Genomic DNA, 15,119 nt, shown 5'->3' with positions numbered 1-15,119 from the left:
GAGTTGGCGCCGGGATAGACTTCCTGCGCGTTGCCTCCGTAGCTCAGTTGGATAGAGCAAGGGCCTTCTAATCCCTAGGTCGCAGGTTCGATTCCTGCCGGGGGCGCTTTTTGCTGATGCGGCGGCGCCGGCTCGTCGATGGCGTCCGTCTCCGATTCGATGACCGTCTGCGACGGCGCCGCCCGCTCCCACAGCACGGCGCCGACGCACGCGGTGACGACCCAGCCCGCGCCACTGATCCCGCACCAGGTGAGCAGCGCCATCGCCACGCCGATCGGCCCGAAGTCCTCCCACCCGCTCAGCAGCGGCGGGAAGATCATCCGGGCGGCCAGCGGCAGGATGGTCCCCTCGATCACCACTCCTGCGAAACCTGCGAGCAGCAGCGCACGCCAGGCCCGGCCGCCGTCGCGCACCAGCAGCGCGGGCGTGATCGTCCAGAAGATCCAGACCGGGATCATCGACACCGCGAAGTGCGCCGCGAGATCCCACCCGTGGTGCACGCCGCCGAAGGCGATGCGCTCCCGCAACCCGATCATCGTCAGGTACAGCGCGAACCACGTCACACCGCGCCACAGCTTGCCGCCCCAGCCGAAGGGCTCGCGCCGCCACGCCTTGGCGAAGATTCCGGCGATGGTCATCGACATCGGGATGCCCCACACCAGGAAGCTCGCGACGCCGAAAAACGTCCAGTTGGACCGAAGGCCCGACGCGCGGCCGAAGGCGGCCCGCACGTGGTCGGTCAGCGGCGATGCCAGACCGAGTTGCCGGCTCACCACGACGCCGGGGCTGGCGTTGTCGGCGAACCCGGTGAGATAGCTGAAGCCGATGATGGCCAAGGGGATCACCGTGGTGAACAGCTGGACCGACACCACGGTCCCCAGCGTGCCGCCGTCGATCTCGGTGAAGCGGTTGACGACGGCGACGATGGGCCGCAGCTGGCGCATCTCGGCCAGCTGCCGGTACCGGTCTTCGACGCGTTGCCGCATTGCCGGCGTTTCGGCGTCGTCGCTCATGCTTCCCCTTCTACGGACCCGGGCATTGTGCCCGGTCAAGGGTGATCTGCGCGCCGAAACGGCGGGAGGCGGTGGGTCAGACGGCCTTCGTCACACCGTAGTAAGCGACGATGTCGTCGGTGTCGGCCGTGGAGCTGGTCAGCGTCGCGTAGGAGCGCAGGAAAGACTGCCCGACGCAGCCGTCAACCTTGACGTGGACGTCCTTGAGAGTGATGCGCGCCGGCGCCGCCTTGAAGGACTTCTTGTCGACCGGCACCTGGGTCACCGTGCCCGGCTTCGGGTGGACCTCGACGCTGCCGACCAACGGGAAGGTGACGCCGGTGGGGATGGCGCCGGTGAACAGGTTCGCGCTGGCGGTCGAGGCACCCACCGACCCGACCAGACGGACCTGCCCCAGCTCGATCCCGCAGCCGATCTGGTAACCGGCCTCCAGCGAGCCGCCGGTGAGAGTGCCCTTGCCCTTGCCGCTCACGGTGCCGGTGAAGGTGCCACCGACCAGATACTCGCGCGAACTGACGGCAGTGGTCAGCGGTGCGATGGGCAGCTCGGTCTCGTCCTTCGCTGCCACGGTCAAGGTCCAGCCGTCCGGCGTGACGACGGTGGCCGGTTCATCGGAGGCCACCACACCGGTATCCGGCGCCGGGACCTCGGCCCCGACCGGTCCGGGCTCGGCGAACGCGGTGGCCGCGGTGGCCGCGACCCCCAACGGGAGCGACATACCCACAGCAGCAACCACAGCAAAACGCTTCAACATGAACTTTCGGTACCTCTCGTCACCAACTCCACAGCAATCGCACAGTTATGTCGTAGATCGGCACACAAGTGAAGGTTTTGACTCACGTGAGTCAAAACACAAGCCATAGGGTGGGGTCGTGTCCGATCTCGTACTGACGCAGGTCATCGACCGCGTCGCACTCATCACGGTCAACGATCCCGACCGCCGCAACGCGGTGACCGCGGAGATGTCTGCCGGCCTGCGGGCCGCGATCAACGCCGCTGAGGCCGACCATCGCGTGCACGCCGTCGTCGTGACAGGTGCCGGCAAGGCGTTCTGCGCCGGCGCTGACCTGACCGCTCTGGGCGAGGCCACCGTGAACGGCCTGCGGGTGATCTACGACGGCTTCCTCGCGGTGGCCGACTGCACCCTGCCGACGATCGCCGCGGTGAACGGCCCGGCCGTCGGGGCCGGGCTCAATCTCGCGCTCGCCGCCGACGTCCGCATCGCCGGGCCGGGTGCGGTCTTCGACCCGCGGTTCCAGAAGCTCGGGATTCACCCGGGCGGCGGCGCGACCTGGATGCTGCAGCGGGCCATCGGCCCACAGGCGGCGCGGGCCGCGCTGTTGTTCGGCATGAAGTTCGACGCCGACGCCTCAGTACGGCACGGCCTGGCACTGGAGGTCGCCGACGACCCCGTCGCCGCGGCGTTGGCGTTGGCTGCCGGGCCGGCCTCGGCGCCCCGCGACGTGGTGCTGGCCACCAAGGCGTCGATGCGCGCGACGGACCATCCCGGGGTCCTGGATTACGAGCAGCACGCGCGGGCCGTGGACATCGAGATCGTCCCGCAGGCAGCGTCGATCGAATCACCGGAGTTCACCGCGAGGTTGGCCGCCGCCCAGCGACGCACATAGCCCCTACGCGTCCAGGAGCGCCAGCTCGGGTGCCTCGATGAGCGCCCGCAATTCGCCGAGGAATGCGGCGACCCCGGCTCCGTCGGCGATCCGGTGGTCGAAGGCACAGGTGAGCGTCATGGTCGGCCGCGCCACCACCTCACCGTCGTGCACGACGGCACGGGGTTTGAGCGTCCCCATCCCGAGGATCGCCGCCTCTGGATAGTTGATGACGGGCACTCCTTCGTCCAGACCGAGAGCCCCGAAGTTCGACACGGTGAACGTCGATCCGTGCAGCTGGGCAGGTTTGAGCGAGCCATCCCGGGCAGAGTGGATCAGCCCGGCCACTGCCCAGGCCAGTTCGCGGGTGGAGAGCCGCTCGGCGTCCCGGACCACCGGCACCAGTAGTCCACGCGACGTCGCGACACCGATGCCCAGGTGCACCGAGTCGTGAAGATGCACGTGTGAGCCCCGGGTGCCGGGTCCGCCCGTAACCCAGGTGGCGTTGAACTCGCGGTGGTGACGCAACGCGATGGTGAGCAGCCGCAGCGTCAGCACGAACGGTGTGACGTCCGCGGCCGCCCCGGCGAGGGTGTCGCGGACCCGGAGCAATTCGGCGCAGTCCACCTGAACCGAGGCGTGAGCGTCCGGTATCTCCTTGCGCGACATCGACATCCGGCGTGCCATCTCGGCCTGCACGCCACTGACGGGAACCAGATCGGCGTCACCGGTGTGGTGCGCCGAGGCCAGCACGTCCTCACGGGTGACGATGCCGTCGGGGCCTGACGGTGGCACCCCGGTCAAGTCGACGTGCAATTCGGCGGCGAGCTTGCGCACCCGTGGTTTGGCGCGGGGGCGGCGCCGGGTGGTATCGAGATCCGCGTCCGCCCCGTATCCGACGAGCACGGGTTTGCGTGCCAGTGCTTTGGCTTTCGGCTCGGGCCCGGGTTCAGCCGCTTCCGCCGTATCGGAGGCGATGCGCACGAGGATGGCGCCGACAGCGAGCGTCTGTCCTTCTCCCCCACCGAGTTCGGTCACCACACCGGCGTACGGGCTGGGTATCTCGACCGCCGCCTTGTTGGTCTCGACGGTGCACAAGACCTGGTTGAGTTCGACGGTGTCCCCCACTGCCACAGCCCAGGAGGTGATGGTCGCGTCCTGGAGGCCTTCGCCGAGATCGGGCACCAGGAAGTCCTGGGTCGAGGTCATGGCTGGCTCATCGCCTTGTGCACACAGTCCAGTAGCCGGTCCACGCCGGGCAGCCACAGCTTCTCCAGCCGGGCCGGCGGGTAGGGCGTGTCAAAGCCGGTGGCGCGCAACACGGGTGCCTCCAGGTCGTAAAAGAGTTCCTCGGTGATCCGGGCGGCCAGTTCGGCGCCGAATCCCAGGGTGCGCGGCCCCTCGTGCATGACGACCGCGCGACCGGTCTTGCGGATCGACGCCGCAATGGTGTCGAAGTCCAGCGGGTTAAGCGACCGCAGGTCGACGACCTCCAGATCGCGGCCATCGGCCAGATCGGCTGCCGCCAGGGCGGTGTCGACGAGCGAGCCATAGGTGATGACCGTGACATCGCGCCCGGTACGCCGCACGGCGGCCCGTCCGATCGGCGGTGCGGGAACGCTGGTGTCCAGCTCTCCCTTGGTCCAGTATCGGCGTTTGGGTTCCAGGAAGATCACCGGATCGCGGGACGAGATGGCTTCGCGCAACAGCCAATACGCGTCCGCCGGCGTCGACGGAACCACCACCTTCAGCCCCGCGGTGTGCAACCAATAGGACTCGGTGGATTCCGAATGATGCTCCACCGCCCCGATTCCGCCGAACGACGGGATCCGGATGGTCACCTGCATGTCGACCTCACCGCGGGTACGCATCCGGTATTTGGCGAGATGGCTGACGATCTGGTCGAACGCCGGTGCGGCGAATCCATCGAACTGGATTTCCGGTACCGGCACCAGGCCACGGATGGCCATGCCGATGGCGATGCCCACGATCGCCGACTCGGCCAGCGGCGTGTCGAAACACCGCGCTTCCCCGAACGTTTCGTGCAGGCCGTCGGTGACGCGGAAAACCCCGCCGAGCGCAGCCACGTCCTCCCCGAACACCAGCACCCGGTCATCGGCGGCCATGGCGTCGTGCAGGGCCCGGTTGATGGCCTGCGCCATGGACAAGGTGGCAACTGTGGCGGATGTCGTCGCCGACGGGTTCGGCTCGTCGGGCTCCGCATCACCGGACCACGACGGGCGTTCGATGATCTGCGTCATGTCATCCCTCCCAATCCAATTCGGCCAACAGCGCGTCGCGCTGCCGGGCCAGTTCGGGTGTGATGTCGGCGTAGACGGTGTCGAACATCTCCGCGACGTCGAAGTCCGCCGCGGTCAGTACGGTGTCCCGCAGATCAGCGCGGAGCCGGCGCGAGCGGTTCTCGACGTGCTCCTGCAGTCGTGGTGTCCACACCCCGACGTGTTCCAGGTACACCCGGTAGCGCGCGATGGGATCACGCGCCTCCCAGTGCTTCAGCTCTTCTGGATCGCGGTAGCGAGTCGGGTCGTCGGAGGTGGTGTGCGGACCCATCCGGTAGGTGACGGCCTCGATCAGCGTCGGACCGTCACCGTCGCGGGCGCGCTGCGCCGCTTCGGCCATGACGGCGTAGCAGGCCAGTACGTCATTGCCATCGACGCGGATGCCGGGCATGCCATAGCCGATGGCGCGGTGCGCGATCGACGGGCCCGCCTGCTGATGACGCACCGGCACCGAGATGGCCCATTGGTTGTTCTGGACGAAGAACACGCACGGCGCCGACGCGACGGCGGCCACGTTGAGCGCCTCGTGCATATCGCCTTCGGACATCCCACCGTCGCCGACGAACGCCACGGTGACCGAGTCCTCACCGAGCCGCTGTGCGGCCATGGCCGCACCGACCGCGTGCAAGCCCTGCGACCCGATGTCGATCGATATTGGCGCACAGTGCTTCTCGATGAAGCCCAAACCGCCGTGCCACCGACCCCGCCACACGGCACTGATCTGGGCCGGCGTGATGCCACGGACCAGTAGGGCGCCGAGTTCTCGGTACTGCGGAAACAGCCAGTCGGTCTTGCGCAGGCATGCCGCCGCACCGACCTGCGCGGCTTCCTGGCCACGGCACGAGGCGAACAGCGCGAGTTCACCCTGCCGTTGCAGGTTGACGAATTCGACGTCCAGGTCGCGGGTGACGACCATCTCTTCGTAGAGCCAGCCCAGCGTTTCGGGCGGCAGGTCGCGTCGATATCGCTCGTCGGAGGTCGGTGCGCCATCGGGGGCAACCAGTTGAACCGGCGCCAACCCCACGCTGCTGTCCAGGTCGTGGGCCGACACGTCAGCCATACCGCCTCCTTTCGGTGACGGCATGTTCGGCCGTCAGTCCGCGAGAAGCTCAGCGCGGTGGCGACCAGGGCAACCCTCCGGTGGTGGGGTCGCCGGCCGATGCCGGGGTGTGGCATCAGTCGGATGATCCGCTCTGCTCGCCGCAGTGCTGGGGCATCACCGCCATTATGCGCCCGGATCGCTCCAGCCGTGGTCATCGCAGGTAACGGAGTGGATACGTGTCGGTTCGAGCCGGCGACACCGGCAATACGGCCCGGCGCTGACGCTATGGAGCCAGGGCGACGATCCGCTCGGCCCGACGGAGCACCGGCATGTCGACCATCAGGCCGTCGTGCTGGAAGACACCGCGTTCGCGGGTCGCGGCGTCGAGTACCGCACGCGCCCACTCGATCTCCTTCGCGGTCGGCGCATAGCCGTCCCGGATCACCGCCACCTGGGTCGGGTGGATGGCCACCTTGGCGTCGAACCCGACGGCCACGGCATCGTCGACCTCGGCCCGCAGGCCGTCCAGATTCTTGATGTCCAGGTAGACCGAGTCCAGCGCGAGCTTGCCGAAGGCCTTGGCGGCCAACAGCGATTGTGACCGGACATGCTGTGCGACATCGCGGTACGTGCCGTCGGGCCAACGGTTGGCGGTGCCGCCCAGCACCGCGAACAAGTCCTCGGCACCCCACATGACGGCGTAGGTGTTGTCGACCCGCGCGGTCTCGGTGACGGCGAGCGCCCCGAGCGGGGTCTCCACCAACACCACCACATCCAGCGGCGCCAGCGCCCGAACCTGTTCGGCTGACTCGGTTTTGGCCAGCATCACCGTGGTGTACGGGGTGCGGGCCAGCGCCTCCAGGTCCAGCGGATGATCGGAAGTGTCCGACGGATTCAGCCGCACCACCGTGCGAGCCGGGTCCAGCGGGGTGTCGATCAACGCCTGGCGAGCGGCCGGCCGATCCTTCGCCGCACAGCCGTCTTCCAGGTCGAGGATCACCACATCGGCTGCGGCAGCGGCTTTTTCGAACCGCTCAGGTCGGTCCGCCGGGCAGAACAGCCAGCCGGGACCGGTAGCACCGAGTGCCATCAGTTCTCGCCTGCCGGACGCTTGCGGACCATCGTCTTGCGCGTCGCCGTGGCGACGATATCGCCGTGCTGGTTGCGGCCGGTGTGAGCGAACGTCACGATGCCCTCCCCCGGCCGGCTCTTGGACTCGCGCTTCTCGACCACCTCGGACTCCGCGTAGAGCGTGTCACCGTGGAAGAGCGGCCTGGGGAACGCGATATCGGAGAAACCGAGGTTCCCGACGATCGTGCCCTGCGTCAGCTGCGCGACCGACAGGCCGACCAGCGTGGACAGCGTGAACATCGAATTCACCAGCCGGGCATGGAACGGCGGCAAGGCGTCGGAGAACGCGGCGTCCAGGTGCAGCGCCTGAGTGTTCATGGTGAGCGTGGTGAACAGCACGTTGTCGGCCTCGGTGACGGTGCGGCCCGGCCGGTGCTTGTAGATCACGCCCGGCTCGAACTCCTCGAACCAGAGTCCGCGTTGCTCGACGACTTTCTTGGGCCCTGCTTCGCCGGTGCTCACAGCCCGGCCTCACGGGCGATCAGCATCAGCTGAACTTCCGTTGTGCCCTCGCCGATTTCGAGGATCTTCGAATCGCGGTAGTGCCGGGCCACCGGGTACTCGTTCATGAAGCCGTAGCCACCGAACACCTGGGTCGCGTCGCGGGCGTTGTCCATCGCGGCCTCGCTGGCGATCATCTTCGCGATGCAGGCCGCCTTCTTGAACGGCTTGCCCGCCAGCATCAGCGCCGCGGCGTCGTAGTACGCCGTGCGGGCGACGTGGGCACGGGCTTCCATCCGGGCGATCTTGAAGGCGATGGCCTGGTAGCCACCGATCTTGCGGCCGAATGCTTCGCGCTCCTTCGAGTACTTCACGCACTCGTCGACGCAACCCTGCGCCACGCCGGCCGACAGCGCCGCGATGGCGATGCGGCCCTCGTCGAGGATGCGCAGGAAGTTGGCGTAGCCACGACCGCGGTCGCCGAGCAGGTTCTCGGCCGGCACGCGTACGTCGTCGAAACTCAGCGGGTGGGTGTCCGAGGCGTTCCAGCCGACCTTGTCGTAGGCGGGTTCGGCGGTGAAGCCCGGGGTGGGCACCGGCACCAGGATCGACGAGATCTCCTTGTGCCCGCCCGGCAGTTCGCCGGTCACGGCCGTGACGGTCACCAGCTTGGTGATGTCGGTACCGGAGTTCGTGATGAACTGCTTGGAGCCATTGATGATCCAGGTGTCGCCGTCCAGCTTCGCAGTGGTCTTGGTGGCCCCGGCGTCGCTGCCACCGCCGGCCTCGGTCAAACCGAAGGCGCCCAACGCCTTTCCGCTGGCGAGCAGCGGCAGCCACTCCTGCTTCTGCTCCTCGCTGCCGAATCGGTACACCGGCATGGCGCCCAGCGAGACGCCGGCCTCCAGCGTGATCGCCACGCTCTGGTCCACCTTGCCAAGCTCTTCCAGGGCCAGGCACAGGGCGAAGTAGTCGCCACCCATGCCGCCGTACTCCTCGGGGAAAGGCAGGCCGAACAGGCCCATGTCGGCCATGCCGTCGATCACCTTGTACGGGAAGGTGTGGTCCTTGTCGTGCTGTGCGGCAACGGGCGCCACCACGGTCTGCGCGAATTCCCGAACCGTCTTGGCCAGTTCGGCGTAGTGGTCCGGCAAGGTGCCGGTGGACAGAAAATCAGTCATGAGGAGCTTCCTTACTTACAGCGGTAATCCGGGCCAGCGGCTGGCCCACTTTGACCTGATCGCCCACGGCGACAAGCAATTCCACGGTGCCGTCGACCGGCGACGACAATGCGTGTTCCATCTTCATGGCCTCCACGGTGACCACCACGTCACCCGCACCGACCGTGGCACCGTCCTCGATACCTACGGCGACAACGGATCCGGGCATCGGGCTGACGATCTCGGCGTCTCCGCTGTGTTCGTCGTCGGCGCGGACGGGGGCTTCGCGCACGTCCTCGATGACCGTGGTGCGGCCGCCACCGGCCAGCCACAGCCGATGGTCCTCGGTGGCGGTCAGGTATTCGGTGCGCAGACCGTCGACGGTGACCACCAGCCGGTCGCCCTCCAATGACGCCGTCACGCTGCGTGACTCGCCATCTTCGATGCGCGCCGTGGCAGCACTGGGCGTACCGGTGAGGTGCACGTGGTCGGTCCGCTCGCCGGCCCGCAGCCGGACGGTCGTCGGTGCGTGCTCGCCAACCCGCCAGCCCGACGGGGTGGCCCACAGCTCGCCGGCTTCCGACCAGCTGTGCAGCCAGCGGTACGCGGCAGCCGCGATGAACTCGTCGTCTCCGGCCTGCGTGGCGACGTAGTCGCCGGTGCGGCGGTCCAGCAGACCGGTGTCGAGGCGTCCGGCGATGACGTCCTCGTCGGCCAGCAGGAACCGCAGGAAGTCGATGTTGGTTCCGACGCCCAGCACGGCGGTGCCGGCCAGTGCCCGGTCGAGTCCGCGCCGCGCCGACTCCCGGTTCGGTCCGTACGCAATGATTTTCGACAGCATCGGGTCGTAGTCGCTACCGATCACCGACCCGGCCCGGATGCCGGAATCCACCCGGGCAACAGATTCCCCATCGCTCCTCACGTCCGCAGCGGGCTCGGCCAGCGCCAGTACCGTGCCGCCGGTCGGCAGGAAGTCGTGCGCCGGGTCTTCGGCGTAGACGCGGGCTTCAATGGCGTGGCCCGTCATCGTGATGTCGTCCTGTGCCACCGGCAGCGCCTCGCCGGCCGCCACCCGCACCTGCAGCTCCACCAGGTCGATTCCCGTGACCAGCTCGGTGACCGGGTGTTCCACCTGGAGACGGGTGTTCATCTCCATGAAGAAGAATTCGTCGGGCCGGTCGGCGGAGACGATGAACTCGACAGTGCCGGCGCCGCGGTAGTCGACACTGCGGGCGGTGTCGCATGCAGCCGCACCGATCCGGGCCCGGGTCACCTCGTCCAGTACAGGCGACGGGGCCTCTTCGATGACCTTCTGGTGCCGGCGTTGCAGGCTGCATTCGCGCTCGCCGAGATGCACGACGTTGCCGTGACTGTCCGCGACGACCTGAACCTCGATGTGCCTGGGGTTCAACACGAATCGCTCCAGGAACAGGGTGTCGTCGCCGAACGCCGATGCTGCCTCACGGCGGGCCGAGGTGAGGGCAGCCGCAAGTTCACTGGCGGAATGCACGACGCGCATGCCCTTGCCGCCGCCACCGGCCGACGGCTTCACCAGTACCGGGAACCCGATCTCGGGCGCACCGGCGATCAGCTCGGCGTCCGTCAGTCCCGGACGCGAGATACCGGGAACCACCGGAACCCCGAAGGCGGACACCGCCGCCTTGGCGGTGATCTTGTCGCCCATGGTGCCGATGGCCTTGGCCGGTGGCCCGATGAAGACGATGCCCGCGTCGTGCAGTGCGGCCGCGAATTCGGCGTTCTCCGAGAGGAATCCATAGCCCGGGTGCACGGCCTGCGCACCGGTGCGCCGGGCCGCGTTCACGATGGCCTCGATGCTCAGGTAGCTCTGCCGGGCCGGAGCCGGGCCGATGTTGACCGCGACGTCGGCCTCGAGCACATGCCGGGCACCGGCGTCGGCATCGCTGAACACCGCGACCGAGCGAATGCCCATGGCACGCAGGGTGCGGATGACGCGGACGGCAATCTCGCCACGATTGGCGATCAAGACGGTGTCGAAAGTTCTGGTCATCACGTCACATCCTGAATACGCCGTAGGACACCGGCTCCAGCGGAGCCTGTGCAACAACCGAAAGGGCCAGTCCCACCACAGTTCTGGTGTCCGCCGGGTCGATGACGCCGTCGTCCCAAAGCCGGGCCGTCGAGTAGTACGGGTTGCCCTGATCTTCGTACTGCTGGCGGATCGGGGCCTTGATCGCCTCTTCCTCCTCGGGCGTCAGCTCACCGCGCACGGTGGCCAGCACCGAGGCGGCCTGCTCGCCGCCCATCACCGAGATGCGGGCGTTGGGCCACATCCACAGGAACCGTGGGGAATACGCGCGCCCGCACATCGAGTAGTTGCCGGCGCCGTACGAGCCGCCGATGACGACGGTCAGCTTCGGCACCCGGGCACAGGCCACGGCGGTGACCATCTTGGCGCCGTGCTTCGCGATGCCGCCCGCCTCGTAGTCGCGGCCGACCATGAAACCGGAGATGTTCTGCAGGAACAACAGTGGCACCGACCGCTTGTCGCACAGTTCGATGAAATGTGCGCCCTTCTGGGCGGATTCGCCGAACAGCACGCCGTTGTTGGCGACGATGCCCACCGGGTGGCCGTGGATGCGGGCGAAGCCGGTGACCAGCGTGGTGCCGTATTCCGCTTTGAATTCGGTGAATTCGCCACCATCGACGATGCGGGTGATCACCTCGTGCACGTCATACGGCACCTTGGAGTCGATCGGCACGACATCGTAGAGCTCGGTCTGGTCGCACACCGCGTCCACCGTCGGGGCGACATCCCATGGCGTCTCCGAACGCGGCCCGAACGTCGCGGCGATGCGGCGGACGATGCGCAGTGCGTCGCGGTCGTCCTGGGCCAGGTGGTCGGTGACACCGGAAGTCTTGGAGTGCAGGTCCCCACCGCCGAGGTCCTCGGCCGAAACCACCTCTCCGGTAGCGGCTTTCACCAGTGGCGGGCCGCCCAGGAAGATGGTGCCCTGGTTGCGGACGATGACGGCCTCGTCGCTCATCGCGGGAACGTAGGCGCCGCCGGCGGTGCAGGAGCCGAGCACCGCGGCGATCTGCGGGATGCCCCGCGCCGACATGTTGGCCTGGTTGAAGAAGATGCGGCCGAAGTGCTCGCGGTCCGGGAACACCTCGTCCTGGCGCGGCAGGAACGCGCCGCCGGAGTCCACCAGGTACACGCACGGCAGCTGGTTCTGGCTGGCGATCTCCTGCGCCCGCAGGTGCTTCTTGACCGTGATCGGGTAGTACGTGCCGCCTTTCACCGTCGCGTCATTGGCCACGATCATGCATTCGCGGCCCGAGACCCGGCCGATGCCGGCGATCATCCCGGCGCCCGGGCATTCGTCGTCGTACATACCGCCCGCGGCCAGCGGCGCGATCTCCAGGAACGGACTGCCGGGGTCGAGGAGTCCGTTGACCCGGTCGCGCGGCAGGAGCTTGCCGCGACCGACATGGCGCTCGCGTGAACGCTCCGATCCCCCGAGCGCGGCGGTGGCCAGCCGGTCCTTCAGATCAGCCACCAGCGCCAGGTGCTGCTCGCGATGCGATACCCGTTGGGAAACGCTCGGCGACATCGTCGCTCCATTTCACTTGAGTTAATGGCGAATAACCGAACGCGATGTTAGTCTTCATTAACTGAGTTGTCCAGACCGGGTTGGAGGTGTCGATGGCGGCATCAGAGTCAGGCGCCACCGCGGCCACGCATCTCGTACCTGCCGACGCCGAAACACCGCGCAGCCGAGCCAAATCCGACCGCCGCAGCCAACTGGTCGCCGCCGCCGAGCGGCTCATCGCCGAACGGGGCTATCTGGCGGTCCGCCTCGAGGACATCGGGTCCGCCGCCGGTATCAGCGGACCCGCGATCTACCGGCACTTCCCCAACAAGGAAGCGCTCCTGGTCGAGTTGCTGGTCAGCATCAGCGCGCGGCTGCATGACGGCGGCCGCGCCGTCGTCGCCGGCACCGACGACCCGGCCGATGCGCTCGACGGGCTCATCGAGTTCCACCTCGACTTCGCGCTCAATGAATCCGACCTCATCCGGATTCAGGACCGGGACCTGAACAACCTCCCCGACGCCGCCAAGCGGCAGGTGCGTCGGTCGCAGCGCCAGTACGTCGAGATCTGGGTCGACGTACTGCGCCGGCTCGACCCGTCACGCAGCGAAGCCGACGCCCGCACCATGGCGCACGCCGCATTCGGGCTCCTGAACTCGACCCCACACAGTGTGAGCGCGGGCGGTGCCCGCAAGCAGGAGGAATCCTCGCGCGCGGTGCTGCGCGCCATGACGGTCGCGGCACTGGCCCCGCACCGCTGACCCGGCCCGCAGCAACGTCCCCGCGGCCCGCCGCGCGCCGCAGGTACCCTGCAAACATGAGGTGGGCATGACCGGATCGCGCGACGACGGGCTGGACGCCACCAGAAAACTCCCGGCCATGCCGACGGCCGGCTACCAGACCGACGCCTTCACCGATCCCTACGGTGTCGCCGCACCGCCGAAGGTCCACCGCCTCAAGTGGCTGTTCCCGCTGGCTGCAGCGGTGCTGATCCTGGCGCTCTGCATGGCGATCGCACTGGTCATCGTCAACAGTTCCGAGCAACAGACCCTTGTTGCCCCGCCGCCGCTGCCGACGCCGACGCAGGATCCGATGTCATCGTCGACGACTGCGACGACCACCATGACGCCCGAAAGCAGCGAGCCCAGCGAAGCCGTCAGTCCCCCGGCCGCGGCGGCGCCCTCGGATCCCGAAAGCGGTGACACCGAAGCAGTCCTGTACTCCGTGATCGGCACCGGCCGTGCCGTGAGCATCACCTACGTCGACACCGGCGGAGTGCTGCAGACGGAGTTCAACGTGCCACTGCCGTGGACCAAGGAGGTCCAGCTGGGCCGGCCGGCGGCGCGCTCGGCCAGCGTCAGCATCGTCAACGCCGGACGCGGCATCGCCTGCACCATCTCGGTCGACGGCACCCAGATTCAGCAGCGGGAAGGCGCCGGTCTGACGGTGTGCCGGCAGTCGGGCAAGCGCGGCCGCGGGCACGGGAACTAGCGCCGGGCCGGCACCTTCACCAGCAGCATCCCCACCAGCCCGATCCCCAGGACGGTGCACAGGCCACCGAGGCCTGCGCGGGTCGTGGCGAAGATGTCGATGAACATCGAGAACAACCACGGCGACAGGACGTGCGCTGCTCGGCCCGTGGTGGTGTACAGCCCGAAAGCCACACCCTCCTTGCCGTCCGCCGTGATGCGGAGCATGAGGTTCCGCGACGCCGACTGGGTGGGGCCGACGAACAGGCACAGCGTCAGACCGCACATCCAGAACGCCAACGGACCGGACAGGCACATCAGCGTGACGCCCACGACCACCATCGCGGTCAGCGAGCCCACGATCACGCGCTTGGAACCGATCCGGTCGTCGAGCAATCCGCCGAACGCCGCACCGAGCGCCGCGATGGTGAACGCGCCGGCGCCGAACAGCGGCACGCTCGTCGGCGCCAGGCCGTAGACGCTGACCCCCACCACGGGGCCGAAGATCGAGATGCCCGTCAGGCCGTCGCGGAAGATGGCGCTGGAGAGCAAGTAGTAGACGACGTTGCGGTCGCGTCGCCACTCCCCGACCACCTCGGTCCACAACCTGCGATAGGCACCGAGGAACCCCACGGCCGGACTGCCGTCGTGCGGCGGCGACTTCACCGTCAGCAGCAACGGCAGCGCGAAGAGGGTGAACCACGCCGCCGCCACCAGGACGGCGTACCGGTCCGGTTTGCCGTCCGAGTTCGGGATGCCCAGCAGGCCGAGAGTGTCGCCGCTGCCGGCCTTGAACCCTACAAAGACCAGCAACAGCAGTACGACGCTGCCGAAAAACCCTGCGGCCAAGCCGAATCCAGAGATGCGGCCGGAGGTCATGGGCGTCGACAACTGACGGAGCATCGCGTTGTACGGGACGGTGGCCAGATCCATGCATGCCGCAGTGGCGGCCAACAGCGCCAGGCCGATCCACAGGTAGTGGTAGTCCGGCTTGATGAACGTCATCGATGCCGTCAGCACCACCACCGCGCCCGTCAGCGCTGCGAGGGCACGGCGCCGCCGGTACGCGGCGTCGACCATCACGCCGGTCACCGGGGCCAACAGCGCCACCGCGATGCCGGCCACCAGCACGGCACGCCCGAGCCAGCTCTCAGGTGTCGTCGAGCCGGGTAGCCCTTTGCCGACCTCAGAGATCAGGTAGATGTTGAAACCGAATGTCGTCACGATCGCGTTCACGCCCGTGGCACCGGTATCCCACAGCGCCCAAGCAGTTACGCGACCCCGGCGGACGGGCGGGACGCCCGCAACGGGGTTGCTCGGGGCCCGTCGATTCGCTCGGCAAGCCTCGCTCATGCACCCACTGTATTGGTCCCTACGATTG

At 68.0% G+C, this 15,119-nt stretch carries 14 protein-coding genes and 1 tRNA gene; 4 read left to right on the top strand and 11 right to left on the bottom strand.

Annotated elements, in window-relative coordinates; translation table 11 throughout:
- Positions 1 to 32 precede the first annotated feature (32 nt).
- Positions 33 to 106 (top strand) — tRNA-Arg (locus G6N59_RS23960).
- Here the strand turns inward: G6N59_RS23960 and G6N59_RS23955 are convergent.
- Positions 75 to 1,013 carry a hypothetical protein gene (locus tag G6N59_RS23955; protein ID WP_234884133.1) on the bottom strand — a complete coding sequence of 313 codons (939 nt, stop codon included), beginning with the start codon at positions 1,011 to 1,013 and terminating at the stop codon, positions 75 to 77. The two genes, G6N59_RS23960 and G6N59_RS23955, sit on opposite strands and share 32 nt — an antisense overlap.
- Positions 1,014 to 1,089: 76 nt before the next feature.
- Positions 1,090 to 1,767 (bottom strand): MspA family porin, encoded by a 678-nt coding sequence (locus G6N59_RS23950; RefSeq protein ID WP_138229424.1) that lies wholly within the window; start codon positions 1,765 to 1,767, stop codon positions 1,090 to 1,092.
- Between the two features lie 118 nt (positions 1,768 to 1,885).
- Here G6N59_RS23950 and G6N59_RS23945 point away from each other — a divergent pair, with 118 nt between their 5' ends.
- On the top strand, positions 1,886 to 2,641 hold the full coding sequence (locus G6N59_RS23945; RefSeq protein ID WP_138229423.1) for an enoyl-CoA hydratase: 756 nt from the start codon (positions 1,886 to 1,888) through the stop codon (positions 2,639 to 2,641).
- Positions 2,642 to 2,644: 3 nt separating this feature from the next.
- Here the strand turns inward: G6N59_RS23945 and G6N59_RS23940 are convergent, their stop codons facing one another.
- The 8 genes from G6N59_RS23940 to G6N59_RS23905 all read right to left on the bottom strand — a co-directional run bounded on the left by G6N59_RS23940 (position 2,645) and on the right by G6N59_RS23905 (position 12,290).
- On the bottom strand, positions 2,645 to 3,829 hold the full coding sequence (locus G6N59_RS23940; protein ID WP_138229422.1) for a dihydrolipoamide acetyltransferase family protein: 1,185 nt from the start codon (positions 3,827 to 3,829) through the stop codon (positions 2,645 to 2,647).
- Complete coding sequence (locus tag G6N59_RS23935; protein ID WP_138229421.1) at positions 3,826 to 4,881, bottom strand: alpha-ketoacid dehydrogenase subunit beta; 1,056 nt, start codon at positions 4,879 to 4,881, stop codon at positions 3,826 to 3,828. The genes G6N59_RS23940 and G6N59_RS23935 overlap by 4 nt, the downstream gene beginning before the upstream one ends.
- 1 nt (position 4,882) lies before the next feature.
- A complete protein-coding gene (gene pdhA / locus G6N59_RS23930; protein WP_138229420.1) occupies positions 4,883 to 5,980 on the bottom strand; it encodes a pyruvate dehydrogenase (acetyl-transferring) E1 component subunit alpha in 1,098 nt (365 codons plus the stop codon).
- 265 nt (positions 5,981 to 6,245) lie between these two features.
- Complete coding sequence (locus G6N59_RS23925; protein WP_138229419.1) at positions 6,246 to 7,052, bottom strand: HpcH/HpaI aldolase/citrate lyase family protein; 807 nt, start codon at positions 7,050 to 7,052, stop codon at positions 6,246 to 6,248.
- The gene (locus G6N59_RS23920) at positions 7,052 to 7,555 is read right to left on the bottom strand and encodes a MaoC family dehydratase (protein ID WP_138229418.1); all 504 of its coding nucleotides are present in this window, start codon (positions 7,553 to 7,555) and stop codon (positions 7,052 to 7,054) included. The genes G6N59_RS23925 and G6N59_RS23920 overlap by 1 nt, the downstream gene beginning before the upstream one ends.
- Positions 7,552 to 8,715, bottom strand: a complete 1,164-nt coding sequence (locus tag G6N59_RS23915; protein ID WP_138229417.1) for an acyl-CoA dehydrogenase family protein — start codon at positions 8,713 to 8,715, stop codon at positions 7,552 to 7,554. Before G6N59_RS23915 ends, G6N59_RS23920 begins: the two co-directional genes overlap by 4 nt.
- Positions 8,708 to 10,723 carry an acetyl-CoA carboxylase biotin carboxylase subunit gene (locus G6N59_RS23910; protein ID WP_138229416.1) on the bottom strand — a complete coding sequence of 672 codons (2,016 nt, stop codon included), beginning with the start codon at positions 10,721 to 10,723 and terminating at the stop codon, positions 8,708 to 8,710. Before G6N59_RS23910 ends, G6N59_RS23915 begins: the two co-directional genes overlap by 8 nt.
- 4 nt (positions 10,724 to 10,727) lie before the next feature.
- A complete protein-coding gene (locus G6N59_RS23905; protein ID WP_138229415.1) occupies positions 10,728 to 12,290 on the bottom strand; it encodes a carboxyl transferase domain-containing protein in 1,563 nt (520 codons plus the stop codon).
- A 92-nt stretch (positions 12,291 to 12,382) separates the two neighbouring features.
- On the opposite strand from G6N59_RS23905, the gene G6N59_RS23900 reads away from it, so the two are divergent.
- Positions 12,383 to 13,030 (top strand): SACE_7040 family transcriptional regulator, encoded by a 648-nt coding sequence (locus G6N59_RS23900; RefSeq protein WP_138229414.1) that lies wholly within the window; start codon positions 12,383 to 12,385, stop codon positions 13,028 to 13,030.
- A 67-nt stretch (positions 13,031 to 13,097) separates the two neighbouring features.
- Complete coding sequence (locus tag G6N59_RS23895; RefSeq protein WP_138229413.1) at positions 13,098 to 13,760, top strand: MmpS family transport accessory protein; 663 nt, start codon at positions 13,098 to 13,100, stop codon at positions 13,758 to 13,760.
- On the opposite strand, the gene G6N59_RS23890 is transcribed toward G6N59_RS23895, so the two are convergent.
- Entirely contained in the window at positions 13,757 to 15,091 is a 1,335-nt protein-coding gene (locus tag G6N59_RS23890; protein WP_138229412.1) for an MFS transporter, read from the bottom strand. The genes G6N59_RS23895 and G6N59_RS23890 overlap by 4 nt on opposite strands.
- Between the last annotated feature and the right edge of the window lie 28 nt (positions 15,092 to 15,119).

Source organism: Mycolicibacterium aubagnense, assembly GCF_010730955.1.
GTDB lineage: Bacteria > Actinomycetota > Actinomycetes > Mycobacteriales > Mycobacteriaceae > Mycobacterium > Mycobacterium aubagnense.
This window is presented reverse-complemented; position numbering and strand designations above follow the sequence as displayed.

Excerpts from the sequence above, each read along its gene's own strand:
- G6N59_RS23910 (WP_138229416.1), bottom strand. The coding sequence starts at position 10,723 with ATGACCAGAACTTTCGACACCGTCTTGATCGCCAATCGTGGCGAGATT.
- G6N59_RS23955 (WP_234884133.1), bottom strand. The coding sequence starts at position 1,013 with ATGAGCGACGACGCCGAAACGCCGGCAATGCGGCAACGCGTCGAAGAC.
- G6N59_RS23895 (WP_138229413.1), top strand. The coding sequence starts at position 13,098 with ATGACCGGATCGCGCGACGACGGGCTGGACGCCACCAGAAAACTCCCG.
- G6N59_RS23925 (WP_138229419.1), bottom strand. The coding sequence starts at position 7,052 with ATGGCACTCGGTGCTACCGGTCCCGGCTGGCTGTTCTGCCCGGCGGAC.
- G6N59_RS23940 (WP_138229422.1), bottom strand. The coding sequence starts at position 3,829 with ATGACCTCGACCCAGGACTTCCTGGTGCCCGATCTCGGCGAAGGCCTC.
- G6N59_RS23915 (WP_138229417.1), bottom strand. The coding sequence starts at position 8,715 with ATGACTGATTTTCTGTCCACCGGCACCTTGCCGGACCACTACGCCGAA.
- G6N59_RS23935 (WP_138229421.1), bottom strand. The coding sequence starts at position 4,881 with ATGACGCAGATCATCGAACGCCCGTCGTGGTCCGGTGATGCGGAGCCC.
- G6N59_RS23905 (WP_138229415.1), bottom strand. The coding sequence starts at position 12,290 with ATGTCGCCGAGCGTTTCCCAACGGGTATCGCATCGCGAGCAGCACCTG.
- G6N59_RS23950 (WP_138229424.1), bottom strand. The coding sequence starts at position 1,767 with ATGTTGAAGCGTTTTGCTGTGGTTGCTGCTGTGGGTATGTCGCTCCCG.
- pdhA (WP_138229420.1), bottom strand. The coding sequence starts at position 5,980 with ATGGCTGACGTGTCGGCCCACGACCTGGACAGCAGCGTGGGGTTGGCG.
- G6N59_RS23900 (WP_138229414.1), top strand. The coding sequence starts at position 12,383 with ATGGCGGCATCAGAGTCAGGCGCCACCGCGGCCACGCATCTCGTACCT.
- G6N59_RS23890 (WP_138229412.1), bottom strand. The coding sequence starts at position 15,091 with ATGAGCGAGGCTTGCCGAGCGAATCGACGGGCCCCGAGCAACCCCGTT.